Here is a 24,421-nt window from a genome sequence, read left to right as displayed (position 1 = left end):
TATTTTACTGGTCAACAAAATCAAAAGTTTTTCCATCATCTGCTAGGAGAACATTTGGAAAAACAGTCTCTGCCTCTTCTTTAAAAAGTGTAATATTCTCATATCTTGTTGAATAATGTCCTAAAATTAATTGATTCACATTTGCTTTAAGCGCTATAGTTGCTGCCTCAATAGCTGTTGAATGTTTGGTCTTTTTTGCCAAAAGCGTTTCTGATTCTAAAAAGGTCGCTTCATGATAAAGCACATCACACTGACTAATAAGTGGTATAATTTCTTCGCTGTAGGCAGTATCAGAGCAAAAAGCGTAGCTTTTAGGTGCAATAGGATCAAAAGTAAGTTGGCTATTTTGGATTATTCTACCGTCATCAAGTGTTATATCTTTTCCGTTTTTGATATTTTGGAAGTAGCACGACTCAATTTCAAAATCGGTAACTGCAGATATATTTAATTTACGTTTGTCGATTTTTTCGCGGAACAAAAATCCATTTGTATAAATTCGATGCTTTAACGGAATTGTACTCACACTAACCTTATCATCCTCAAAAATTACTTCACTACTTTTGCTGGACAATTCGGTAAAATGTAAGGTATAGTTGAGCCATGAATCAGTTATTCGTAGTTGTAGTGTAACTATTTCTTTTATTCCAACTGGACCATAAATATGTAAATCAGTGGTTCGGCCAAGTAAGGTAAAAGTCGAAATTAATCCAATAAGTCCGAAAAAATGATCCCCGTGTAAATGAGAAATAAAAACATGGTTAATCTTAGAGAATTTTATTTTGTTTTTCCTTAATTGCACCTGAGTGCCTTCGCCACAGTCAATTAAAAACAATCTGTTTTTGATTTCTAAAACTTGTGAAGTAGGATTTGTAAATGTGCGAGGAGTGGCTGCATAACAGCCAAGTATAGTTATCTTCAATTGATTTTTTTAGTTAATTATTATAACAAAAACAGAATTCAGATTCTACAATGCGTGGTAATGAGAATTACCTTTTCACTAACTACACTTCCTTTTTAAATGTTTTAATTTGTAAAATCATAGCGATGATGACCAATATATTTGAGGTGATTCCCATAAAATGACTCATATCATTTACTATCCAATCAATTATATTTCCAATCAACAAAAGTGAAGAAGCTAGTACTACAGCCCAACAAAAAACAGTCTTTTTTCTAGTGCTAGTGTAAAAATTCATGTCAGGTATACTTATCTAAAATCCTAGATCTCGTTCGATCTCTTCCATTTCAATAATATCATGTGCCTCGAGCAACGACGGCACAACTGTTAATTGCTCTGGTACTGCGTTAAAATCCAAGTTTAAAACGACTACTACAAAAGATTTCTTTGCCTTTTTATGTTGTTTGGACAAAAGGGAGAATTGTTTGATATCTGCAATAGTCAAATTATCGTATTTTGATAAATCAATTATAATGTTTAGCGATTCATACGTCTTATATTGGTTCGTTAACTTAGTCAAAAATGAACTAAAGTCACCTTGAGTATCTTTTATTATTACCGAATGTCCTTTCTCACTCACTTTCATACTTGAATACTATACTATTTAAATAATTTCGATTTAGTCTATTGACTTTGTTTATTGAATTTTTGATGCTAATAAGTAAATTACAGCCATCCTGATCGCAACACCATTTTCAACCTGATTCAATATTACTGATTGGTTAGAGTCTGCCACTTCCGATGTTATTTCGACTCCTCTATTTATGGGACCAGGGTGCATGATTACTATTTCTTTATTTAAGGAATCTAATAATTTCTTATCTAGACCATATTGCTGTGCATATTCTCTAGTCGAAGGAAAATAGTTTACATCCATCCGTTCGTTTTGAACACGAAGCATATTAGCCACATCACACCATTCTAAAGCTTTTCGCAAATTAGGTTCCACTTGTACCCCTAATGATTCAATGTATTTAGGAAGTAACGTTTTAGGTCCACAAACTTTTACCTCGGCACCCTGCATTTGCAAAGCGTAAATATTAGACAAAGCAACGCGAGAATGTAAAATATCTCCAACAATCACTACCTTCTTTCCTCCAACTTCACCCAATTTTTCTCGAATAGAGTAACTGTCTAATAAAGCTTGCGTTGGGTGTTCGTGAGCACCGTCGCCCGCGTTTATAATACTTGCTTTTACATTTTTAGACAAAAAATAAGCCGCTCCAGGATTTGCATGACGCATTACTACCATGTCAACTTTCATAGAAAGTATATTATTCACGGTATCTATGAGTGTTTCTCCTTTTTTTACTGATGACTGTGCTGCTGAAAAGCTAATCACATCAGCCGAAAGTCTTTTTTGAGCAAGCTCAAAGGATAACTTAGTTCGCGTACTATTTTCAAAAAAGATGTTTGCGATCGTAATATCTCGTAAAGAAGGGACTTTTTTAATAGGTCTATTTATAACCTCTTTAAAATGGTCAGCAGTTTCAAAAATTAAGTCGATATCATTCTTGTTGATGTATTTGATACCTAATAAATGATTCACGCTTAATTCTTTCATTTTATCTTAAGATTATTATTTTTAAAACTGTTTTGATAAAGTTTAAAGTTAATTAGTTATCAAGTATACTTTATCTTCACCTTCATTTTCTACCCAACTTACCTTAACCTTCTCACCATTAATAGCATCTACCTGTCTGCCTCTATAATCAGGCTGGATTGGTAAATTACGACTGAACCTTCTGTCTATTAATACCAGTAATTCAATCTCTGAAGGTCGTCCGAAGGATTGTATCGCCGTTAAAGCGGAACGAATACTTCTTCCGGTAAATAACACATCATCTATAAAAATGACTTTCTTATCTTCAACTATAAAGTTAATTTTGGTTTTATTAGCCTCTAAAGGTTTATCCGTTCTTCGAAAATCATCTCTAAAAAAAGTAATATCTAGGTATCCTAATTTAATTTCAGGAGTGGCGTACTCCGTCTCTAAAATAGTTTTAAGCCTTTCAGCGAGAAAAGTACCTCGCGGTTGAATTCCCACTAGAATAGTGTCGGAGAAATCCAAATGCTTTTCGATCAATTGGCATGCTAAACGATGTAAAATAACATTTACTTCTTTTGAATTAAGCAATACTTTTTCGGTCATGGTGGTGAATTGTGTTGGTTTGACAAATATACGAATTCCAAATTATCATTTATCATTTTATTTCATACTAACCATCTTATAATATCACAATTGTTTAACGAAATTCTGTAATAAATAATTAAGACAACAAAAGTAATTTTACACCAAGCGTTATTAACTTTAAAACTAGCTATCATGAAAAATCAAATTACAAGAATTTTAATGCTGTTTGTAGTATTATTTTCATTTACCAGTTGTGAACTTATTGGAGGAATTTTTAAAGCAGGAATGGGCGTTGGTATATTTATAGTAGTTGCTGTGCTAGCGATTATTTTATTTATTGCCAGCAAACTTTTTGGAAAAAAATAATAAAAAAAACTCCTAAAGATTACATTAGGAGTTTTTTACATTTTAAACTAAATTACTATTATTTAGCGTACATTTTACCACGTAGCTCTTGTATCTTTTCATCATCAAGATATTCATCAAAAGTCATGTAGCTATCAATAACTCCTTTTGGTGTTAACTCTACTACTCTATTTCCAACAGTTTGAGCAAATTCATGATCATGTGTTGTAAAAATAACTGATCCTTTAAAATTCTTTAAAGAGTTATTAAAAGCCGTAATCGACTCCAAGTCCAAGTGATTGGTTGGCTCGTCGATCATTAATACATTTCCTCTCTCCATCATCATTCGTGAAAGCATACAACGTACTTTTTCTCCTCCTGACAATACACGACATGTTTTCAAGGCTTCCTCTCCTGAGAAAATCATTTTACCAAGAAAACTACGGATGTTCACCTCGTCGCGTTCCTCTTCTGTCTTTACCCATTGACGTAACCAGTCTACTAATGACAAATCACTTTCGAAAAAAGAATGATTTTCAACTGGCAAATACGCCTGATTGGTAGTAACTCCCCAATCAAAATTTCCCGCATCTGCAGTTTGGTTACCATTTAAAATCTCATAAAAAGCAGTAGTTGCTCTAGAGTCTTTTGAAAAAAGAACAATCTTATCTCCTTTGGCCATATTTAAATCCACACCTTTAAATAAAACCTCTCCTTCAACAGAAGCGCTAAGTCCTTGCGCATTCAAAATTTGATCTCCCGCTTCACGCTCTTGGTCAAAAATAATTGCTGGATAACGACGACTTGATGGTTTGATCTCTGAAATATTTAATTTTGAGATCATTTTTTTACGTGAAGTCGCTTGTTTAGACTTCGCAACATTCGCAGAGAAACGACGAATAAATTCCTCTAATTCCTGCTTTTTCTCTTCAGCCTTTTTGTTTTGTTGTGCACGTTGTTTAGCCGCTAATTGACTAGACTCATACCAAAAAGTATAATTTCCTGAGTAATGATTTATTTTACTAAAATCGATATCAGATATGTGTGTACAAACTGAATCTAAAAAGTGACGGTCATGCGAAACAACAATTACTGTATTTTCATAGTTTGCTAAAAAGTTTTCTAACCAAGCGATAGTTTCAAAATCCAAGTCATTGGTCGGCTCATCCATGATTAGTAAATCTGGGTTTCCAAATAAAGCTTGCGCCAAAAGGACACGGACTTTAATCTTTCCTTCTAGATCTCCCATTAATGTATAATGGTGTTCCTCCGTAATTCCAAGATTTGACAGCATCGAAGCAGCATCTGAGTCCGCATTCCAACCATTCATTTCTTCAAATTGCACCTGTAACTCCCCTATTCTATCTGCGTTTTTATCATTGTAATCAAGATAAAGTTCGTCCATCTCTTTTTTAACTGAGTACAATACCTTATTACCCATTATAACGGTTTCTAACACCGTATGCTCATCAAACATATTGTGGTTTTGGTTTAAAACCGACATACGTTTACCCGGCTCTAAATGAATGTGACCTGAAGTAGGATCCATTTCACCCGAAATAATTTTGAGGAAAGTAGATTTTCCAGCACCATTAGCACCAATAACTCCATAAATATTACCGTGTGTAAAGGTTGTATTTACTTCGTCAAACAAAATTCTTTTGCCAAACTGAACTGATAAATTATTAACTGTTAACATGAATATCTTTTAAAAAATTTGTGCAAAAGTACAAAAAAAATACGGATTAACAGAAACACAAAATCATCCAAACGATACATTTCTACAAAAAAATAAATGATAATTCTTTTGAAATTCATCTACTAAAACAAGTGAAACAGAACAATAAATGAACATTTAATAATTTTAACTGCTTTTTTTAAAATATATTTTTTTTTAATTAGCTTTAAATATACATTTACCGTTGAACTATTACTAAACCGAGATTTCAAACTAAAAAATTTAAAAAGCATGGAAACAGAAAATGTGCAAACTAAATGGGGTCAATTCATCTCCTTAATTATCGTATTCTTCTTTTGGGGATTCGTGGGATCCGCCAATGATATTCTTATACCCGTATTCAAAAAAGTATTTACACTTTCACAAGTACAATCCCAATTAGTTGCGTGGGCGTTTTATGTTGCGTACTTCGTTGGATCAATCATCTTTTTCTTGATTTCGCTAAAGGTCGATGTTTTACAAAAATTTGGATATAAAAAAACACTGTCTGCTGGATTAGTGTTGTCAGCTATTGGTTCGTTTTTATTTGTTCCCGCAGCATCAATGGAAAGTTTTCCTTTTTTCTTAACCGCACTTTTTACTGTAGGTCTAGGTTTTTCTATCCAACAAATTGTTGCCAATCCCCTTGCTATTAAAATGGGAAGTCCTGCAACAGGTGCACACCGTTTGACACTAGCTGGTGGTATCAATTCCTTTGGAACAACAATTGGAGCCATACTACTTGGAATTGCTTTATTTGGAATGGGAAATGATAAAAAAACAACTCTTTCGCTTGAAGACATAAAATTACCTTTTATCATATTGGGTATTGCATTTATTGTTGTTGCCGTTTTTATGAATTTTTCTAAAATCGAAAACCCTGCAAAAATCGAAAAATCTGTCATAACAGATGGTAGTGATAAATTCAGAATTTTAGATTACCCTCAGTTATACCTTGGTATGTTGGCAATTTTTATTTATGTAGGAACTGAAGTTACGATAATTAGTAATTTACCCGCTCTACTAAAAACAGCCGAATTTGGAAGTATACTAGAAGATGCGATTTCACCTTTTATTGCCTTGTATTGGGGAAGTTTAATGATTGGTCGTTGGAACGGTGGAGTAAATGTTTTTAACACAACTACTTTAGTCAATACCGCTTTGAAATTTATTGTTCCTGCTTTAGCCTTTGGAGTTATTATTGGAGCAAATGTTTTTGCTGGTCATGAGGTTTCTTCATTTTATATTTACCCAATTTGGATTTTATTGTTTATTGGAGTGAGTTTCATAGGTGGTAAAAATGCAGGTAAAACATTGATGCTTTTTGGTATATCCGGATTAGCAATGATGGTAGCTGGACTTGTATGTACTGATACTGAAATAGCTAAATTCTTCTTTATATCAGGAGGTTTATTTTTATCAATCATGTGGCCTTCTATTTTCGATTTAGCTATCGCTGGTTTAGGAAAAAACACTGGAAAAGCCTCTTCATTTTTAATCATGATGATACTTGGTGGTGGTGTGATTCCGTTACTACAAGGTAAAATTTGCGATTATGATTTAACTCATGCTGACGGTATTTTAGGGATTACTTGGACGCATTTCTCTTATGTTGTGCCACTTTTAGGATTTGCATATTTAGGATTTTACGGTTTTTATTGTCCTAAAATATTAAAAAAACAAGGAGTGCTACAAGTAGAATCAGAAGGCGGCGGGCACTAGTTCGATCCAATAAAAAAATCAAACCATCAAAATTATTTGATGGTTTTTTTATGGCATCAATTTTGAATTCCTCATATATATAAAATACATTTGTTTAAATCTTAGGCTATGAAAAAATCTTTACTCTTATTCGTTGTTGTCTTATTCATCCACTCTTGTGGTATCAAAAACACTCAAAATTTAGTAAACGAAGGCGACTATGATGCTGCAATTAGCCGCGCTGTAGATGGCCTACGTTCTAATAAAAACGCTAAAGGCAAACAAGATTATGTATACCTTTTGGAAGAGGCGTTCGCCAAAGCAAAAGAAAGAGATACCAACTCCATTCGTTTTTGGGAGCAAGAAGCGAATCCTCAAAACTTAGAGAAAATTTATACAACTTACGTTGCATTGGCAAATCGTCAAGATCAAATCGCACCTTTGCTTCCACTACAATTACTGAAGGAAAACAAAAATGCTAAGTTTATTTTTAGCAATTATAATTCTGAAATTATTACCTCCAAACAAAAACTTTCAATTTATTTGTATGAAAACAGCAAAGCCTTACTCTTAACTAACAATAAAAGTAATGCGCGTAGAGCTTATGATGATTTAGACTATCTCAACCGCATTAACCCTAATTACAAAGATACGGCTAAGCTAATGACCGAGGCGCAAAACAAAGGAACTGACTACGTCAAAGTAGTACTCCAAAATGATACCAACCAACTTATACCATTGCAATTACAACGAGAATTAATGGATTTCAATACTTATGGTTTAGACCAAAAGTGGATGGTTTTTGATAGCAATATTCAAAAAGGCGTACTTTATGACTACAGTTTAGTTCTTAATTTTAAACAAATTGATATTTCGCCAGAGCAAATAAAGGAAAAAGAGTTTGTAAAAGAAAAACAAATAAAAGACGGTTTAAAAGCACTTGTTGATAGCCGAGGAAAAACGGTTAAGGATAGTCTTGGTAAACCAGTAATGGTTGATAACCTAAAAACGATTCAGATCAGAATCTATGAATTTTACCAATTCAAAGCGTGTCATATTGCTGCTGACGTTAATTTTATTGACCTAAAAAGCAATCAATTACTCAACAGTTTCCCTTTAGCAACTGAATCTGTTTTTGAAAACACCTATGCCACTTATAAAGGAGACCGTAGAGCAACTGAAAGTGAGTACTACGCTACTTTTGAACGTAGAGCGTTACCTTTCCCTAATAATGAGCAAATGGTATACAACACTGCCGCAGACTTAAAAGGAAAATTTAAAGCAATTATTAGTCGAAATACTTTTACTAGGAATTAGTAGAATTCAATAAACGATTTATAGAAAAAAAATAACACTGCATTAAAATTTTGTTAGAATTTTAAATTTCAATGCAGTGTAAAGTTATTATGTGTACTTTTGCACTATGAATAAAAAGAGTTTACATACAACCTCTACCTCACGGACAAATAAAATCGCTACCTCTCCCGTAGTGCGGATGTTGTAATTACAGTACCCAAGATCTATTTTATTTTATTCATTTTACCCTTTACTATTTTGAAATTACATTCGTTCGTCATTGGACTAGTGCATACTAGCGACATTGAAACTACCACAACTAAATCAGCTGCAATTAGTTGTAAGTCAAATACTTGTTTTCTTATTCTCTATTGTATTGGAATAAAAGATCTTTTTTTCAAAACAAATTCATCCTATTTTTTAATCAACAAATTCATCTTTTAAAATGAATATTTCTATTGTTATAGCTCAAGAAGAACATTTTAAGTACGCACAAGAAATTTGCGATACTATAGAACTATCTGCCTTATTGAGAGGAACTGGAATTGCAAAAAGAACTCCAGAATACATCCAAAAAAAGATGGCAACCAAGGATGCTGTTATTGCTTTAGACAACGGTAAATTAGCCGGTTTTTGTTACATCGAAAGTTGGCAAGATAGCAACTATGTCGCTCATTCTGGGCTGATTGTACATCCTGATTATAGAAATCTAGGACTTGCCAAAAAAATTAAAGCAAAGGTTTTTGATTATTCTTTAAAAAAATATCTTAATGCTAAAGTTTTCGGGATCACGACAGGTTTAGCAGTGATGAAAATTAACTCAGAGCTAGGTTACAAACCCGTTCCATTCTCTGAACTTACAACTGATCCTAGTTTTTGGAAAGGATGCCAAACCTGTACTAATTATGAAATTCTAAAAAGCAAAGACAATAAAATGTGTTTGTGTACAGGAATGCTTTTTGACCCCAAGGAAAAAGCTAAAATTCCACCAAAGCATCCGTTTAATGTCCGGATTTGGAATCGTTTGAAAAAAATTAAACAAGCCCTTTTCTTAGAAGATTAATTTACAATATTAATGTTTTTAGCTTAAAGCCAAAGACTCTTAACAGCATAAAAAATGAAAAAAGTTGTATTAGCATATAGTGGAGGTTTAGACACCTCATACTGTTTAAAATATTTAAAAAACGAACAAGGATACGAGGTTCATACGGTATTAATCAATACAGGAGGATTCGATGACGAAGAGTTAGCTGCCATTGAAGATAGAGCCTACGATGTAGGAAGTGCAAAACACGCTAACCTAACCATAGTAGACAAATACTATGATAAAGCCATCAAATATTTAATTTATGGTAATGTTCTTAAAAACAACACCTACCCTTTATCTGTGAGTGCTGAGCGTGTGTTTCAGGCTATCGAAGCAATAAAATATGCAAAATCAGTGGGTGCAACTGCCATTGCGCACGGAAGTACAGGTGCTGGAAATGACCAAATTCGTTTTGACTTAATTTTTCAAACCATTGCTCCCGAAATTGAAATCATCACTCCTATTCGTGACCTAAAATTGTCAAGACAAGAGGAAGTGGATTATTTATCTAAAAATGGCGTGCATTATTCATGGGAAAAAGCACAATATTCAATCAATAAAGGTCTTTGGGGAACCAGTGTTGGTGGGAAAGAAACACTAACTTCCAGTCAACCACTACCTAGCACAGCCTATCCATCACAATTAATTAAGGACGGAGAAGAAAAAGTGACCCTAGAATTCAAACAAGGAGAATTAGTTGCTGTAAATGGTAAAAAAGACAAACCTTCTAATAACATCGTTGCTTTAGAAAAGTTGGCTAACGCCTATGCAATTGGTCGAGATACGCACGTGGGTGATACCATTATTGGGATTAAAGGAAGAGTTGGTTTTGAGGCTGCTGCACCACTAATCATTATCAAAGCACACCATTTACTGGAGAAACATACTTTAGGAAAATGGCAGCAATACTGGAAAGAGCAATTAGGAAATTGGTACGGAATGTTATTTCACGAAGGGCAATTTTTGGATCCAGTAATGCGTAATATCGAGGCTTTCCTTGAAGATACTCAGAAAACGGTAAACGGAATAGTAACTGTTTCGTTGAAACCCTATCATTTTTCGTTAGACGGAATCGAATCAGAGAATGATTTAATGAATACTGGTTTTGGTCAATACGGAGAAATGAACAACGCTTGGACTTCTGACGATGCCAAAGGATTCATTAAGATTCTAGGTAATGCTCAAAACATATTTTCATCAGTAAACAACGAAACTTACGACTAATCTAAGGTTCTTTTTAAGGAGCAGAAATATTTTGCTTTTAAGAACAGTTGTCCCGCTTTTCGTTGCAATCTTTTCCTTTAAAAAAAAGGAAAAGGATTTCCACTTCAATCGGGGCTAGTTAGAAAGTTTGGATTTTCATTTGAACTTTTACAAACTATTTACACCATTAAGTATTTAAGTTTCATTAAGCTTAATTTTTCTTAATTCCTTAATGGTTTAAAAACAAAAATGTTTTAAAATTTAGATTGCGTTTTCAATGAATAAACAATCTTAAAAATAAAAATTATGATTAATATTGGAATAATAGGAGGCTCAGGATACACGGCAGGGGAATTAATCAGAATATTGATGTTTCACCCACATGCCAATATTGATTTTGTCTACAGCACTACAAATGCTGGAAAACCTTTGTCAGTTGCGCATCACGATTTGATGGGCGATATCGAAATGAATTTCACCGATACTATAAACCCAAATGTCAACGTTGTTTTCTTGTGTCTAGGTCATGGCAAGTCCATTTCGTTTTTAAAAGAAAATCAGTTTGCCAGCCATACTAAAATTATCGATCTAGGAAATGATTTCCGTTTGCTAAAAGATAAAGAATTCAAAGGAAAATCCTTTGTTTATGGTTTGCCTGAGCTCAATAAAACCAGTATTAAAAACGCAAATTATATAGCTAATCCAGGTTGTTTTGCAACAGCAATTCAATTGGCATTGTTGCCTTTACCAGCGCACAATTTGCTTAGTAGCGACGTACACATTAATGCAACCACGGGAAGTACTGGTGCGGGAGTTAGCCCTTCAGAAACAACCCATTTCAGCTGGAGATCAAACAATATGTCACATTATAAAGCTTTTGATCATCAACATTTAGGTGAGATTAATCAAAGTGTGAATCAGTTGCAAGCGTCATATGATAAAGAACTAATCTTTGTTCCAAACAGAGGGGATTTTGCAAGAGGGATTTTTGCTACCTTATACACCACCATAGAAGTTGATTTAGAAGAGGTGGTCTCACTATACGAAGTTTTTTACAAAGACCAACCTTTTGTTACGGTTACAACAACTAACATCAACATGAAGCAGGTAGTGCAAACAAACAAATGTATTATCAGCATCATGAAAAAAGGAAATCGAGTATTAATCACTTCGATTATAGATAATTTAGTAAAAGGTGCTTCAGGACAAGCCATTCAAAACATGAACTTACTATTTGGCCTTGATGAAACAACTGGATTGCATTTGAAGCCATCAGGATTTTAAAAATTTGTTTCAAGTTTAAAGTTCAAGGTTACTAAAATAACTTGAAACTTTAAACCTTAAACCATTTAAACAAAAACACAATGAACTTATTCGACGTTTACCCATTATATCCTATCACGCCTGTAAGTGCATTAGATTGCATTATTACGGATGACAAAGGAATTGAATATTTAGATCTTTACTCCGGTCACGGTGTAATTTCTATTGGACACACACAGCCTTATTATGTTGCTAAAGTAAAAGACCAATTAGATAAGTTAAGCTTTTACTCTAATGCTATCCAGAATCCACTTCAGATAGAACTAGCGGATAAACTAGGGAAACTTTCAGGATACAATGACTACAGCTTGTTTTTATGCTCTTCAGGAGCTGAGGCAAATGAAAATGCCTTGAAAATGGCTTCTTTTCACACGAATAAAGCAAGAGTAATCTCGTTTCACAATGCTTTTCACGGACGTACATCGGCTGCTGTCGCTACAACGGATAATCCTAAAATCATAGCTCCTATTAACGCACAACAAGTGGTGACATTTTTACCGTTGAACGATTTAAATTTGGTGGAAGCGGAACTAAAAAAAGGAGATGTCGCTTGTGTGATTATCGAACCTATCCAAGGTGTTGGAGGTTTAGATCAAGGAACCACTCCCTTTTTTCAAGGATTAGAAAAAATTTGCAAGCAATATGAGGTTGTATTAATTCTAGACGAGGTGCAATCCGGTTTTGGAAGAAGTGGGAAGTTTTTTGCACATCAGTTTCATGATATCAAACCCGATATCATCTGTATGGCTAAAGGAATGGGGAATGGTTTCCCGATAGGAGGAATTCTAATTGCGCCTCATTTTGAAGCGAGTTTTGGTTTACTTGGAACCACTTTTGGAGGAAGTCATTTGGCTTGTGCTGCGAGTATTGCAGTGCTAGATGTGATAAACGAGCAGCAACTAATGGCAAATACTAGCAAAGTAGAAGCTTATTTTATGGAAGCCATAAAAGTGATTCCTGAAATTATCAAAGTAAAAGGAAGAGGATTAATGCTAGGAGTCGAATTCGATTTTGATGTAAATGCCTTACGAAAGAAGATGATTATCGAAAAACATATTTTCACGGGTGGATCTAGTAATAAAAATTTACTTAGAATTCTTCCTCCCTTAACAATCACAACAGCAGCGATCGATACCTTTATCGTAGCATTGCAAGAATCCTTAGCAGAATTAAAAAACAGCAACTAGTAGGAGGCTTACGTTGAAAAAAAAATAAAAACAATGAATTACATATCCGTTCAAAACATAGATTCTTTATCCCACTGGGTCAAGCAAGCTTTGAAAATAAAGAAGAAACCGCTCAGAAATAAAAAGCTAGGTAAAAACAAAACCTTAGGAATGCTTTTTTTTAATCCTAGTTTAAGAACTCGTTTAAGTACTCAAAAAGCAGCACTAAATTTAGGAATGAACGTCATGGTAATGAATTTCACTAATGAAGGTTGGATACTAGAGTTTGAAGATGGTGCCATCATGAACCAAGGCGCTTCGGAACACATTAAAGAAGCCGCTGAAGTCGTCTCTCAATATTGTGATATAATCGCTGTACGTGCCTTTGCTGGATTAGTTGACAAAGAGAAAGACAATGCCGAGACTGTACTAGCAGGATTTTTAAAATATGCTACCGTGCCCATAGTAAATATGGAAGGATGCATCGGTCATCCTTTGCAAGCATTGGCAGATGCCATTACGATGGAAGAATACAAAACACCACATAAACCAAAAGTAGTTTTGTCTTGGGCACCGCATCCTAAAGCTTTGCCGCAGGCGGTCGCCAATTCTTTTGTTGAAATGATGCAATTGCAAGATGCCGATTTTGTAATCACACATCCCGAAGGGTATGAATTAAATCCTGAGATTACTAAAGATTCGGTTATTGAATATGATCAAAATAAAGCCTTTGAAAATGCCGATTTTATCTACGCCAAAAACTGGAGTAACTATACTGACTATGGTCAAATTACCAATACCGACCCAAATTGGACAGTAACCACCGAAAAAATGGCTTTAACTAATAACGCTAAATTCATGCATTGCTTGCCCGTACGACGCAATGTAATTGTAAGCGATGAAGTACTAGACAGCGATAATGCTATTGTAATCGAGCAAGCTAACAATAGAACCTACGCAGCACAACTAGTTTTACAAAAAATACTAGAAAATGAACAATAAAGTACCATTAACGATAGTAAAAATTGGTGGAAACATCATTGATGATGCCGCTGAACTACAACAGTTTCTAGCCGATTTTTCAAAAATTAAAGGTCTAAAAATTTTGGTACATGGTGGCGGAAAGTCAGCTACTAAAATGGCGCAGAGCATCGGTTTGGTTCCTCAAATGATCGACGGACGTCGCATTACGGATGGACCTATGTTAGACATTGCTGTCATGATCTATGCCGGACAAATTAATAAAAATTGTGTTGCGCAATTGCAAGGAAATGGATGTAATGCCATGGGATTTTCAGGAGCGGATGGTAATTTAATTCAGTCTGAAAAAAGAAACCACCCTGCTATCGATTATGGATTTGTTGGCGACGTGCAAAAGGTAAAGAGTACACTTTTGCAAACCTTACTAGAAACGGGTATAACTCCTGTTTTTTGTGCCATCACTCATGATAAAAAAGGACAATTATTAAATACAAATGCGGATACAATTGCAAGCGAATTGGCAATCGCCATGTCTGAGATGTACGAGGTAACTTTAAATTATTGTTTTGAAAAACCCGGTGTTTTATTTGATTCAGAGGATGACACCTCAGTAATTGAAATAATGTCTAGCGATTTATACACAAAATTAAAGTCTGAAAAAGCGATTCATTCTGGTATGATACCTAAATTAGACAATTGTTTTAACAGCTTGTATAAGGGTGTTCAAAAAATACGAATTGGTCATCATAGCATGTTACAAAATAACGAAGCTATTTGCACAACAATTGCTTTATAGAAATCACCATTAATCGATTAAGGCCTTTAAGCTTAAAGAACTAAATATCGTATTGGTTAGTTTAAAACTGAAAAATTCAGTTTTAGAATTCGACATAAAAAAAATATGAAAAACATCGAAATCCTTACACAAGAAGCCATTTCACTTTTAAAGGCATTAATCGAAACCCCTTCTTTTTCGAGCGAAGAGGATAAAACGGCTGTTTTAATTGAAAACTGGTTTGCTGTGAACGATATATCTTTTGAAAGAGAAAATAATAATATTTGGGCGTATAATAAAAACTTTGATATAACTAAGCCCACACTCTTACTCAATTCCCACCACGACACGGTAAGACCCAACCAAGCCTACACCAAGGATCCTTTCAAGGCGATTATAGAGGATGGTAAATTATATGGTTTGGGCAGTAACGACGCTGGAGGTTGTTTGGTTTCGCTATTGGCTACTTTTGTACATTTTTATGCTATTGAAAATTTACTCTATAATATGGTAATAGTAGCTTCCGCTGAGGAAGAAAGTAGCGGGAAAAATGGTTTGAATAGCGTATTGAAACATTTGCCTGAGCTGGAATGCGCCATTGTAGGCGAACCCACTTTGATGCAATTGGCCATAGCCGAGAAAGGCTTACTTGTGCTAGATGTCAAAATAAAAGGAACGCCAAGTCATGCTGCACATCAAAATGACGATAACGCTTTGTATAAAACAATTCCCGTCATGGAATGGTTTAAAAACTATACATTCGATAAAGTTTCGGATCAACTAGGGCCGGTAAAAATGACTGTAACCCAAATCAATGCTGGAAAACAACACAATGTCGTTCCATCAGAATGTGATATCGTGGTAGATATTCGTGTCAACGATTGCTACACCAATCATGAAGTTTTGGCGGTAGTGCAAGAACATGTAAATGCCATAGTAACGCCGCGTTCTATGAATTTAAGTTCGTCTTCCATTCCTGAAAATCATGGTTTAGTACAAGCTGGAATCGCTTTAGGTCGCACCACTTACGGCTCTCCTACCCTTTCGGATCAATCGGTTTTGAGTTGTAAATCATTAAAACTAGGACCAGGAGATACCCTGCGGTCACACTCAGCAGATGAATTTATTTATCTTAACGAAATCGAAGAGGGAATCGAATTGTACATAAAAATACTAACCGATTTTTTTAAAGCAGTAAAATTATCCCGAGATTAGTAAAATAAGGAGCTATTTCCTGCTATCCGCTCTATCTTTTCCTGCTTAAAGAAAGCAGTAAAAGGATGCCGCTGCTATCAGGGCTAAAATGGAGTAGTTCCAAAGAAAACAGTAAAAACTTCGCGACTCTCATAGTAACGTCCGAGATTCTCTGCGAAAAAACAAAATAAAATAATACTTCGCGACTCTCTGAGCTACCTCTGAGAACCTCTGCGAAACAACAACCAGAATAAAACTTTGCGACTCTCTGAGTAACCTCTGAGAACCTCTGCGAAACAAAACATATAATTATGAAACTTTGGGAAAAAGGAATACCTACAGACAAAAAAATCGAACAATTCACCGTTGGTAACGATAGAGAATTAGATTTGGTTTTGGCCAAATATGATGCTTTGGGATCTATTGCTCATGCCAAAATGTTAGGAAGCATTGGTTTACTAACAACAGTTGAAACTAATTCGCTTGTAGCGGCATTAAATAATATTATTACCGATATAGCTGCAGGAAACTTTACAATCGAAGATTCATTCGAAGATGTACACTCCAAAATCGAATATTTACTAACCGTTAAACTGGGCGATGCAGGAAAAAAAATCCATACCGCACGTTCTCGTAACGACCAAGTTTTAGTTGATGTCAACTTATATTTGAAAGATGTCGTGATCGAAATGAAAGAGCAGGTAAAAGCGTTATTTGATTTGTTAATGGAATCCGCTGAGAAATATCAAAATGTATTGTTACCGGGATATACCCATTTACAAATTGCAATGCCATCGTCATTTGGGATGTGGTTTTCAGCTTATGCAGAAACTTTAATCGATGATATCACGATGTTAAATGCAGCTTTGAAAGTAGTGAATCAAAACCCACTAGGTTCCGCTGCAGGATATGGTAGCTCCTTCCCTATCAACAGAACATTCACTACAAAAGAGCTCGGTTTCGATACCTTAAAATACAATTCAGTTGCCGCTCAAATGAGCCGTGGAAAATCGGAGAAAACCTTGGCTTTCGCCATGAGTAGCGTAGCCGCAACACTAGCCAAATTTTCTATGGACGTATGTGTGTACATGAGTCAGAATTTTGATTTCATCGGCCTACCAGCGCATTTAACCACAGGTTCCAGCATTATGCCGCACAAGAAAAATCCTGATGTATTCGAATTAATTCGTGGGAAATGCAATAAAATTCAGGCTTTGCCTTATGAAATCACATTAATCACCAATAATTTACCAAGTGGTTACCACAGAGATTTGCAACTTTTAAAAGAAGGCTTGTTTCCGGCAATTCAGAATTTACAGGCGTGTTTAGATATAGCTATTTTTTCGATCAAGGACATTAAAGTTAAAGACAATATTCTAGCAGATAAAAAATACAATTACCTCTTTACCGTAGATACTTTAAACGAAATGGTAGTGGCAGGAATGCCTTTTAGAGATGCATATAAAGCTGTCGCTGAACAACTAGAAAACGGAACTTATGAAAGCCCGAAAGAAACTAAACACACACACGAAGGAAGTATTAACAACCTGTGTTTAAGTGAAATTAAAGAAAAAATGAACCAGGCCTATTAAAATAACTACGACTAAAATAGATACAACTACTTAAAAATCCATTCCTAACCGAATGGATTTTGTATTTTATTTAATTAGATCATTAGCTATTTAGTACAGAAAATTAACACAATATACATATATTTGGTCATTAGCTACAAAAAAACCATTTATGAACCGTTTTAAAGAACAAAATACACAGGAACTTTTTGATCGAAATCTCCTCACTGAATCCCAATACACGCAAGTCAAAGCCTACCGAAAACTGGAGATTTTTTCTCTACATACGGAACTGAAGCTATTCCTCTATTTGGCTGTATTATCGTTTACAACTGGAATTGGTATTTTAATTTATCAAAATATTGATACCATTGGTCATGTCGCTATTTTATCAATTTTGTTAGCAGTTACAGTAGTTTGCTACTATTTCAGTTTCAAGAATTCAAGCGGTTTTAAAAAAGAAGAAACCAACTTTGAAAATCCTATTTACGATTATCTCATTCTCGCTGCACTCTTGCTTACTTGTGTTTTCATAGGGTACTTGCAATTTCAGTACACGGCCTTTGGCACACATTACGGACTAGCAACTTTAATCCCCACCGCAATTGGACTATTTTGTGCTTACTATTTTGACAATAAAAGTATTTTATCCATCGCCATTACTGGTCTTGCGGCGTACGTTGGCTTATCTGTTAGTCCGCAATCCTTACTTAACAATGATTTTTATGATACAAATACCTTAAGCTACTCCGCTATTGGTTTAGGAGTGGTGCTAATCTTATGGGCAATTTATAGCGTTAAAATTAATTTAAAAAAACATTTCACGTTAGTCTATCTCACCTTTGGACTGCATCTCATCAGCATTTCGTGTATCAATAATTTATTCCAACCGTACTGGTTCGTTTTTGCTCTAATTCTGGCTGGTGCATTATCATATTTTTACAAAGCAAGTTATCAGTTTCAAGCAGTTTCCCTTTTTATATTCTCCTTTATCTACGCCTATATAGGTGCTAATATTTTACTATTTAAAATCATTGAACTAATTCGAATTGATGAGTTCCTAATTCCTTTTTTCTTTCTAGTTCCCTTTTATTTTATTGGTTCTATTATCATTTTTATCAATTTAATAAAGCAATTTAATAAACAAAAAACACAATGATAGTTTACGATAAAATAGCATTACAAAATAGTGAATTGCTTAACGAGGCACAATCACTACAAAAAGCAGGTTTTATAGACCGGGTGCAATACAACACAGTTACTAAAGCGTTAGTAACCCTTAAGACACATGATAATCTTTTGGTCAGGGCACTTTTTTTCATCTTAGGTGTATTTCTGTATTCCTCCATTTGCAGTTTTTTTGCATTGGCAAGTCTAGAAGCTTTAGATACTAATTATGAGTATTTAGTATTTTTCTTTGCAATAGTAGGCTTCGCAGGAGCTGAAATTCTAGCTCGTTCTAAGTTTTATGGTCATGGTTTAGATGATGCTTTTATATTGGGATCACAACTCACTTTAGCAATAGCGGTGGGCATTGCAACAGATGGAAATGAAGTAGTTATTGCTGCGCTACTAACCGCAACTGCCATATCAAGCTACCTACGCTACCTACATTTATCAATGGCACTACTATTTTGTTTGGCACTGACTGCTACTTTAATTTTTGGGATATTTAAATTGGATAAAAGCATTCATCCATTTTTACCATTCATAATGATGGCTTACGCTTTAGCTCTATACTTTAGTAGCAAAACAGCAGTACAAAAATTAGCAATTCCTTTTTATTACAATGGCCTCTTGTTTACAAAGTATATTGCTCAAATTCTCTTCTACTTTTCAGGAAACTATTTGGTAGTGCGCGAACTTTCTATTGAATTACTAGGCCAAGATGTTGCAACTGGAAGCGATATTCCATTTGCTTATCTATTTTATGCTTTTACCTTTATTGTACCAGCGGGATACTTATATTTTGCTTTGCTAAAAAAAGATCGAATCTTACTTTATATTGGTTTACTGAGCCTTTGCTTCTCTGTTTACACCATTCGCTTTTATTACTCAGTTATGCCTATTGAAGTTGCTTTAACCATTGGAGGAGCTGTGTTATTTGCTATAGCGCTATGGGCGATAAAAATATTAAAAGAGAAAGAAACAGGAATCACTTTTCAGGCAGATCGATTTACAGAAACAAATTCTTTTTTGAAAGCTGAGATACTTCTAGCATCACAAATGGGCGGTTTAAAACCCGAAATAATAACCGAATCTCCGATGGAATTTGGAGGAGGAGACTTTAGCGGAGGAGGTTCTCAAGGTAGCTTCTAAAATAAAAAAAGCCCCGAATTCACAAACAGTATAGGTGAATTCGGGGCTTCAGTTTTAATCATTTCTAGATAAAACTAAACTTTAGTTTTCAATGTTCCAGCATCAATATCACTGTGCGAAGCATCATAAATCGCTTTTCCATCTTTTATCAAAATCAATTGCGGTGATTGGTGTTGTACCCCAAAACGGCTCGCAATATCATTTGAAACGTCTCGAAAAGTAATCAAGTCTAAGAAGTAAGGCGTTACCTTTTCTGTAAAATCAAATTCATTTTCAAATTGTTTCAAAGCCATACGGCTAATACTACAGCGTGTACTGTGTTTAAAAATAGCCACTGGCTTTTCATTTGAAGCTGCTACAATCTCATCTAACTGAGAAATATGATTCAATGGTTCCCAATCCATTTTAATATTGGATTCGTTTTGGTTCTCTGAACTCCCAAAAATATTTTTTAAAAAACTCATAATTTGTCGGTATTTCAGTCATTTTGACTGTGTTATATGATAAAAATCATTTATTTTAAGCCATTTTGTCTGTAATTTCGCTATGGAATATAAATTGATGATTCGTACACAAAGATAAAACAAATTACTAATACATGTAACTTCTGATTATTTTGAAATTAAAAAACCAGTAGCTTACACAAAAAATATACAATTATGAACATCAATAAATTTACCATTAAATCGCAGGAAGTCATTCAGCGCTCCCAGCAAATGGCTCAAGAATACGGGCAGCAGCAAATAGAAAACGAACATCTATTCAAATCGATTTTTGAAGTTGACGAAAACGTGGCGCCTTTTATTTTGAAAAAATTGAATGTCAACGTGCCCTTGTTTATCCAAATTTTGAATAGCGAAATACAGAGTTTTCCAAAAGTATCCGGAGGTGAAATTCTGCTTTCGAGAACAGCAAACAGCACATTAAACGATGCAGAAACCATCGCTAAAAAGAGGAACGATGAATTTGTTTCGATCGAGCATTTAATCTTAGCTATCTTCGCATCAAAGAGTAAGGTTTCTCAAATCTTAAAAGACCAAGGCGTAACCGAAAAAGGATTAAAAGCAGCCATCGACGAACTACGAAAAGGCGAACGAGTAACCTCAGCATCAGTCGAAGAAACATATAATTCATTAAACAAGTACGCTAAAAACCTCAACGAATTAGCCAAAGCGGGAAAATTAGATCCTGTGATTGGCCGTGACGAAGAAATTCGTCGTGTGTTGCAAATCCTGACTCGTCGAACTAAAAATAACCCAATGCTTGTGGGTGAACCTGGTGTGGGTAAAACAGCCATTGCCGAAGGTTTAGCACACCGTATTGTTGATGGCGATGTACCTGAAAATTTGAAAGACAAAATTGTTTTCTCTCTCGACATGGGAGCACTTATCGCAGGAGCTAAATACAAAGGAGAATTTGAAGAACGACTAAAAGCAGTAGTAAAAGAAGTAACCGCTGCCGAAGGCGATATCGTACTTTTTATTGACGAAATCCACACCCTTGTAGGTGCTGGTGGTGGTGAAGGCGCTATGGATGCGGCAAATATTTTAAAACCCGCTTTAGCTCGTGGTGAACTTCGTGCTATTGGAGCAACGACTTTGGATGAATACCAAAAATATTTTGAAAAAGACAAAGCACTAGAGCGTCGATTCCAAAAAATTATTATCGAAGAGCCAGATACCGAAAGTGCGATTTCTATTCTGCGTGGGATTAAAGAAAAATACGAAACACACCATAAAGTTCAAATAAAAGACGAAGCAATTATCGCAGCTGTCGAACTTTCGCAACGCTATATCACCAACCGTTTTCTTCCAGACAAAGCGATCGATTTAATGGACGAAGCGGCTTCTAAAATCCGAATGGAAATTAATTCTAAACCCGAAGAATTAGATGTTTTAGACCGAAAGGTGATGCAACTCGAAATCGAAATTGAAGCTATCAAGCGCGAAAAAGATGAGAGCAAACTCAAAGTCTTGGGTATGGAGTTGGCTAATCTAAAAGAAGAGCGCAATATTATTTATAGCAAATGGAAATCGGAAAAAGATGTGGTCGATAATGTGCAAGCAATTAAAACCGAAATTGAAGATTATAAATACGAAGCAGAGCGTGCAGAGCGTGATGGCGATTATGGAAAAGTAGCCGAAATTCGTTACGGAAAAATCAAAGAAGCCCAAGAGCGCTTGGACGTTTTACATAAAGAACTGTTAGAAAATCAATCTGGCGGAAGCTCACTGATTAAAGAAGAAGTAACTCGCGAGGACATTGCCGAAGTAGTAGCTAAATGGACCGGGATTCCAGTAATGAAAATGCTACAAGGCGAGCGCGAAAAATTACTTCATCTAGAGGAAGAACTGCACCGTCGCGTAGTTGGTCAAGAGGAAGCAATTGAGGCCGTGAGTGATGCCGTGCGTCGTTCTCGTGCAGGATTGCAAGACATGCGCAAACCCGTGGGAACCTTCCTTTTTCTAGGAACTACCGGTGTGGGAAAAACCGAATTGGCCAAAGCCCTAGCCGAATACCTTTTTGACGACGAAAACGCCATGACGCGCATCGATATGAGTGAGTACCAAGAGCGCCACAGTGTGAGTCGTTTAGTAGGTGCACCTCCAGGATACGTAGGTTATGACGAAGGTGGACAGTTGACTGAAGCTGTACGTAGAAAACCCTATTCGGTGATTTTGCTTGATGAAATCGAAAAAGCACATCCAGATACTTTTAATATTTTATTGCAAGTACTAGACGAAGGACGATTAACAGATAACAAAGGGCGTCTTGCTGATTTTAAGAACAGTATAATCATCATGACCTCTAATATGGGAAGTCAGATCATTCAGGATAAATTTGATAATTTAAGCGGAAGCGTTGAAGCCGCAACCGAAGCTGCCAAAGTAGAAGTTTTAGGTTTATTAAAACAAACGGTTCGCCCAGAATTCATCAATCGTATTGACGAAATTGTGATGTTCACCCCATTAACAAGCGAAAACATCGCAAAAATCGTAGGCCTCCAACTCAAATCGGTTACTAAAATGTTAGCACTTCAAGGCATCACCATGGATGCTACGCCGCAAGCAGTAGCTTATTTAGCCAAAAAAGGGTATGACCCACAATTTGGAGCCCGTCCTGTAAAACGTGTTGTTCAGCGAGAAGTACTGAATAAGTTATCGAAGGAAATTCTATCGGGTGCTATCACTACAGACAGTATCATTTTGCTAGATGCTTTTGATGATGAACTGGTTTTTAGAAACCAATCAGAACTCATCCCAGAATAATTTTTATATTGTAGTAAGAAAACACCAGTCGAGAGGCTGGTGTTTTTTTTTGGGGAGAAGACGATTGGTTTTCAATTAACGTTTCCTCCTGCTCTCTGCTGTATCTCTCCGTTTCACTGCGAGGATGCCGCGACGATCAGGGCTATTAACGCAAGCCCATTTCACAAAGTCATTGCTAGGAACGAAGCAATCCTACTACAACAAATTCATAATACTAAGCCTAACTACAAATAGAGATTCTTCCTTCGTCAGAACGACAATTTTAGTATAAACAAAACCACACCACAAAGTCATTGCGAGGAACGAAGCAATCCTACTAAAACAATTCCGTAATACGAAGCCTCACTACCAATAGGGATTCTTCCTTCGTCAGAATGACAATTATGCATAAACAAAAACACACCACAAAGTCATTGCGAGGAACGAAGCAATCCTACTAAGACACTGCCATAATACAGAGCCTAACTTCAAACAGAGATTCTTCCTTCGTCAGAATGACAAATTTGCATAAACAAAACCACACCACTAAGTCATTGCGAGGAACGAAGCAATCCTACTAAAACAAATCCATAATTTGAAGCCTAACTACATGCAGAGATTCTTCCTTCGTCAGAAGGACAATTATGTTTAAACAAAACCACACTGCAAAGTCATTGCGAGGAACGAAGCAATCCTACTAAATCAAATCCATAATTTGAAGCCTAACTACCTGCAGAGATTCTTCCTTCGTCAGAATGAAAATTTAGCATAAACCAAACCACAGAGTCATTGCGAGGAACGAAGCAATCCTCCTAAAACAATTCCGTAATCTATACACCAAAAACTTCTCTCCCTTAAACAATTACCTACGCAATTAAAGCTCCCAAACAAGAATTTGGAATAGCAAAGGCATCGACTAAAGCAACAGCATCCGGACGTATATCCCAACACAATTGATTAACCATTTTACGAATGGCTTTGGTCTTTACTGCTTCCATATAACCATCTTCTAAATACCATCCTTTATGCTTTTCTAACTGGGAAAGGGCATACAATTGACACAACTGATTCAAAATTGCTTTAGCGTTTTTATCTTCAACTGTACTAATAGCTATTTGAAATTGCTCTAATACCACTCGGTCTAAATGTACTACCGCCAAATCGATCATTTGGTGTTGCACCACATTAAAGGCATCGTACCCATCCATACCACTATCAATTAATTTTTTTATGCGTCGCGCCGCTGATGCTACGATGGTTTGCTCTCGGTGCTGAAACGCTTGTAAATGAAAGGCGCCATCTAATAAATGAACTTCATCTGTGTTCCGAATCGCAATAGGATTTTTTTCTGAAATGGCATTCTTGGCATTTTCAAACACATAATTAATTACGGCTAAAGAGCC

General features: G+C 35.5%; 21 protein-coding genes. 14 read left to right on the top strand and 7 right to left on the bottom strand.

Annotated elements, in window-relative coordinates; all coding sequences use genetic code 11:
• Nucleotides 1-4: 4 nt before the first annotated feature.
• The 4 genes from P8M54_RS08450 to pyrR all read right to left on the bottom strand — a co-directional run bounded on the left by P8M54_RS08450 (nucleotide 5) and on the right by pyrR (nucleotide 3,110).
• Nucleotides 5-919: a ribonuclease Z gene (locus P8M54_RS08450; protein WP_300287182.1), complete on the bottom strand. Its 915-nt coding sequence runs from the start codon at nucleotides 917-919 to the stop codon at nucleotides 5-7.
• Nucleotides 920-1,211: 292 nt separating this feature from the next.
• The gene (locus P8M54_RS08445) at nucleotides 1,212-1,544 is read right to left on the bottom strand and encodes a ribonuclease Z (protein WP_300287180.1); all 333 of its coding nucleotides are present in this window, start codon (nucleotides 1,542-1,544) and stop codon (nucleotides 1,212-1,214) included.
• A 51-nt stretch (nucleotides 1,545-1,595) separates the two neighbouring features.
• Nucleotides 1,596-2,522, bottom strand: a complete 927-nt coding sequence (locus P8M54_RS08440; protein WP_300287178.1) for an aspartate carbamoyltransferase catalytic subunit — start codon at nucleotides 2,520-2,522, stop codon at nucleotides 1,596-1,598.
• A gap of 48 nt (nucleotides 2,523-2,570) precedes the next feature.
• Nucleotides 2,571-3,110 carry a bifunctional pyr operon transcriptional regulator/uracil phosphoribosyltransferase PyrR gene (gene pyrR / locus P8M54_RS08435; RefSeq protein WP_300287176.1) on the bottom strand — a complete coding sequence of 180 codons (540 nt, stop codon included), beginning with the start codon at nucleotides 3,108-3,110 and terminating at the stop codon, nucleotides 2,571-2,573.
• Between the two features lie 174 nt (nucleotides 3,111-3,284).
• Between pyrR and P8M54_RS08430 the strand changes: the two genes are divergently transcribed.
• On the top strand, nucleotides 3,285-3,458 hold the full coding sequence (locus P8M54_RS08430) for a hypothetical protein (protein WP_300287174.1): 174 nt from the start codon (nucleotides 3,285-3,287) through the stop codon (nucleotides 3,456-3,458).
• 58 nt (nucleotides 3,459-3,516) lie between these two features.
• On the opposite strand, the gene P8M54_RS08425 is transcribed toward P8M54_RS08430, so the two are convergent.
• Entirely contained in the window at nucleotides 3,517-5,136 is a 1,620-nt protein-coding gene (locus tag P8M54_RS08425) for an ABC-F family ATP-binding cassette domain-containing protein (RefSeq protein WP_300287172.1), read from the bottom strand.
• Between the two features lie 270 nt (nucleotides 5,137-5,406).
• Here P8M54_RS08425 and P8M54_RS08420 point away from each other — a divergent pair, with 270 nt between their 5' ends.
• The 12 genes from P8M54_RS08420 to P8M54_RS08365 all read left to right on the top strand — a co-directional run bounded on the left by P8M54_RS08420 (nucleotide 5,407) and on the right by P8M54_RS08365 (nucleotide 19,770).
• Nucleotides 5,407-6,876 (top strand): MFS transporter, encoded by a 1,470-nt coding sequence (locus P8M54_RS08420; RefSeq protein ID WP_300287170.1) that lies wholly within the window; start codon nucleotides 5,407-5,409, stop codon nucleotides 6,874-6,876.
• A 108-nt stretch (nucleotides 6,877-6,984) separates the two neighbouring features.
• Entirely contained in the window at nucleotides 6,985-8,172 is a 1,188-nt protein-coding gene (locus P8M54_RS08415) for a hypothetical protein (RefSeq protein WP_300287167.1), read from the top strand.
• Nucleotides 8,173-8,596: 424 nt separating this feature from the next.
• Nucleotides 8,597-9,214 carry a GNAT family N-acetyltransferase gene (locus P8M54_RS08410; RefSeq protein WP_300287165.1) on the top strand — a complete coding sequence of 206 codons (618 nt, stop codon included), beginning with the start codon at nucleotides 8,597-8,599 and terminating at the stop codon, nucleotides 9,212-9,214.
• A 54-nt stretch (nucleotides 9,215-9,268) separates the two neighbouring features.
• Nucleotides 9,269-10,462, top strand: a complete 1,194-nt coding sequence (locus tag P8M54_RS08405) for an argininosuccinate synthase domain-containing protein (protein WP_300287163.1) — start codon at nucleotides 9,269-9,271, stop codon at nucleotides 10,460-10,462.
• 285 nt (nucleotides 10,463-10,747) lie between these two features.
• Entirely contained in the window at nucleotides 10,748-11,725 is a 978-nt protein-coding gene (argC, locus tag P8M54_RS08400) for an N-acetyl-gamma-glutamyl-phosphate reductase (RefSeq protein WP_300287161.1), read from the top strand.
• 80 nt (nucleotides 11,726-11,805) lie between these two features.
• Complete coding sequence (locus P8M54_RS08395) at nucleotides 11,806-12,951, top strand: aminotransferase class III-fold pyridoxal phosphate-dependent enzyme (RefSeq protein WP_300287159.1); 1,146 nt, start codon at nucleotides 11,806-11,808, stop codon at nucleotides 12,949-12,951.
• 33 nt (nucleotides 12,952-12,984) lie between these two features.
• Nucleotides 12,985-13,932: an N-acetylornithine carbamoyltransferase gene (locus P8M54_RS08390; RefSeq protein ID WP_300287157.1), complete on the top strand. Its 948-nt coding sequence runs from the start codon at nucleotides 12,985-12,987 to the stop codon at nucleotides 13,930-13,932.
• Nucleotides 13,922-14,707, top strand: a complete 786-nt coding sequence (gene argB / locus P8M54_RS08385; RefSeq protein ID WP_300287155.1) for an acetylglutamate kinase — start codon at nucleotides 13,922-13,924, stop codon at nucleotides 14,705-14,707. The genes P8M54_RS08390 and argB overlap by 11 nt, the downstream gene beginning before the upstream one ends.
• Before the next feature lie 105 nt (nucleotides 14,708-14,812).
• Nucleotides 14,813-15,901, top strand: a complete 1,089-nt coding sequence (locus tag P8M54_RS08380) for a M20 family metallo-hydrolase (RefSeq protein WP_300287153.1) — start codon at nucleotides 14,813-14,815, stop codon at nucleotides 15,899-15,901.
• A 290-nt stretch (nucleotides 15,902-16,191) separates the two neighbouring features.
• Nucleotides 16,192-17,472 carry an argininosuccinate lyase gene (gene argH / locus P8M54_RS08375; protein ID WP_300287151.1) on the top strand — a complete coding sequence of 427 codons (1,281 nt, stop codon included), beginning with the start codon at nucleotides 16,192-16,194 and terminating at the stop codon, nucleotides 17,470-17,472.
• A gap of 151 nt (nucleotides 17,473-17,623) precedes the next feature.
• Nucleotides 17,624-18,610: a DUF2157 domain-containing protein gene (locus P8M54_RS08370; RefSeq protein ID WP_300287149.1), complete on the top strand. Its 987-nt coding sequence runs from the start codon at nucleotides 17,624-17,626 to the stop codon at nucleotides 18,608-18,610.
• On the top strand, nucleotides 18,607-19,770 hold the full coding sequence (locus P8M54_RS08365) for a hypothetical protein (protein WP_300287147.1): 1,164 nt from the start codon (nucleotides 18,607-18,609) through the stop codon (nucleotides 19,768-19,770). The genes P8M54_RS08370 and P8M54_RS08365 overlap by 4 nt, the downstream gene beginning before the upstream one ends.
• 74 nt (nucleotides 19,771-19,844) lie before the next feature.
• On the opposite strand, the gene ytxJ is transcribed toward P8M54_RS08365, so the two are convergent.
• The gene (gene ytxJ, locus P8M54_RS08360) at nucleotides 19,845-20,234 is read right to left on the bottom strand and encodes a bacillithiol system redox-active protein YtxJ (protein ID WP_300287145.1); all 390 of its coding nucleotides are present in this window, start codon (nucleotides 20,232-20,234) and stop codon (nucleotides 19,845-19,847) included.
• Between the two features lie 195 nt (nucleotides 20,235-20,429).
• Between ytxJ and clpB the strand changes: the two genes are divergently transcribed.
• Entirely contained in the window at nucleotides 20,430-23,039 is a 2,610-nt protein-coding gene (gene clpB, locus P8M54_RS08355) for an ATP-dependent chaperone ClpB (protein WP_300287142.1), read from the top strand.
• Nucleotides 23,040-23,884: 845 nt separating this feature from the next.
• Here the strand turns inward: clpB and P8M54_RS08350 are convergent.
• The coding region (locus P8M54_RS08350; RefSeq protein ID WP_300287140.1) for an acyl-CoA dehydrogenase at nucleotides 23,885-24,421 on the bottom strand (537 nt) is incomplete at its 5' end.

It is taken from the genome of Flavobacterium sp. (genome assembly GCF_029242675.1).
In the GTDB taxonomy this organism is placed as follows: Bacteria; Bacteroidota; Bacteroidia; order Flavobacteriales; family Flavobacteriaceae; genus Flavobacterium.
This window is presented reverse-complemented; position numbering and strand designations above follow the sequence as displayed.

Bases quoted from the DNA above. Each gene is read 5' to 3' on its own strand.
- P8M54_RS08445 (WP_300287180.1), bottom strand. From the start codon at position 1,544: ATGAAAGTGAGTGAGAAAGGACATTCGGTAATAATAAAAGATACTCAA.
- P8M54_RS08440 (WP_300287178.1), bottom strand. From the start codon at position 2,522: ATGAAAGAATTAAGCGTGAATCATTTATTAGGTATCAAATACATCAAC.
- pyrR (WP_300287176.1), bottom strand. From the start codon at position 3,110: ATGACCGAAAAAGTATTGCTTAATTCAAAAGAAGTAAATGTTATTTTA.
- P8M54_RS08430 (WP_300287174.1), top strand. From the start codon at position 3,285: ATGAAAAATCAAATTACAAGAATTTTAATGCTGTTTGTAGTATTATTT.
- P8M54_RS08425 (WP_300287172.1), bottom strand. From the start codon at position 5,136: ATGTTAACAGTTAATAATTTATCAGTTCAGTTTGGCAAAAGAATTTTG.
- P8M54_RS08420 (WP_300287170.1), top strand. From the start codon at position 5,407: ATGGAAACAGAAAATGTGCAAACTAAATGGGGTCAATTCATCTCCTTA.
- P8M54_RS08415 (WP_300287167.1), top strand. From the start codon at position 6,985: ATGAAAAAATCTTTACTCTTATTCGTTGTTGTCTTATTCATCCACTCT.
- P8M54_RS08410 (WP_300287165.1), top strand. From the start codon at position 8,597: ATGAATATTTCTATTGTTATAGCTCAAGAAGAACATTTTAAGTACGCA.
- P8M54_RS08405 (WP_300287163.1), top strand. From the start codon at position 9,269: ATGAAAAAAGTTGTATTAGCATATAGTGGAGGTTTAGACACCTCATAC.
- argC (WP_300287161.1), top strand. From the start codon at position 10,748: ATGATTAATATTGGAATAATAGGAGGCTCAGGATACACGGCAGGGGAA.
- P8M54_RS08395 (WP_300287159.1), top strand. From the start codon at position 11,806: ATGAACTTATTCGACGTTTACCCATTATATCCTATCACGCCTGTAAGT.
- P8M54_RS08390 (WP_300287157.1), top strand. From the start codon at position 12,985: ATGAATTACATATCCGTTCAAAACATAGATTCTTTATCCCACTGGGTC.
- argB (WP_300287155.1), top strand. From the start codon at position 13,922: ATGAACAATAAAGTACCATTAACGATAGTAAAAATTGGTGGAAACATC.
- P8M54_RS08380 (WP_300287153.1), top strand. From the start codon at position 14,813: ATGAAAAACATCGAAATCCTTACACAAGAAGCCATTTCACTTTTAAAG.
- argH (WP_300287151.1), top strand. From the start codon at position 16,192: ATGAAACTTTGGGAAAAAGGAATACCTACAGACAAAAAAATCGAACAA.
- P8M54_RS08370 (WP_300287149.1), top strand. From the start codon at position 17,624: ATGAACCGTTTTAAAGAACAAAATACACAGGAACTTTTTGATCGAAAT.
- P8M54_RS08365 (WP_300287147.1), top strand. From the start codon at position 18,607: ATGATAGTTTACGATAAAATAGCATTACAAAATAGTGAATTGCTTAAC.
- ytxJ (WP_300287145.1), bottom strand. From the start codon at position 20,234: ATGAGTTTTTTAAAAAATATTTTTGGGAGTTCAGAGAACCAAAACGAA.
- clpB (WP_300287142.1), top strand. From the start codon at position 20,430: ATGAACATCAATAAATTTACCATTAAATCGCAGGAAGTCATTCAGCGC.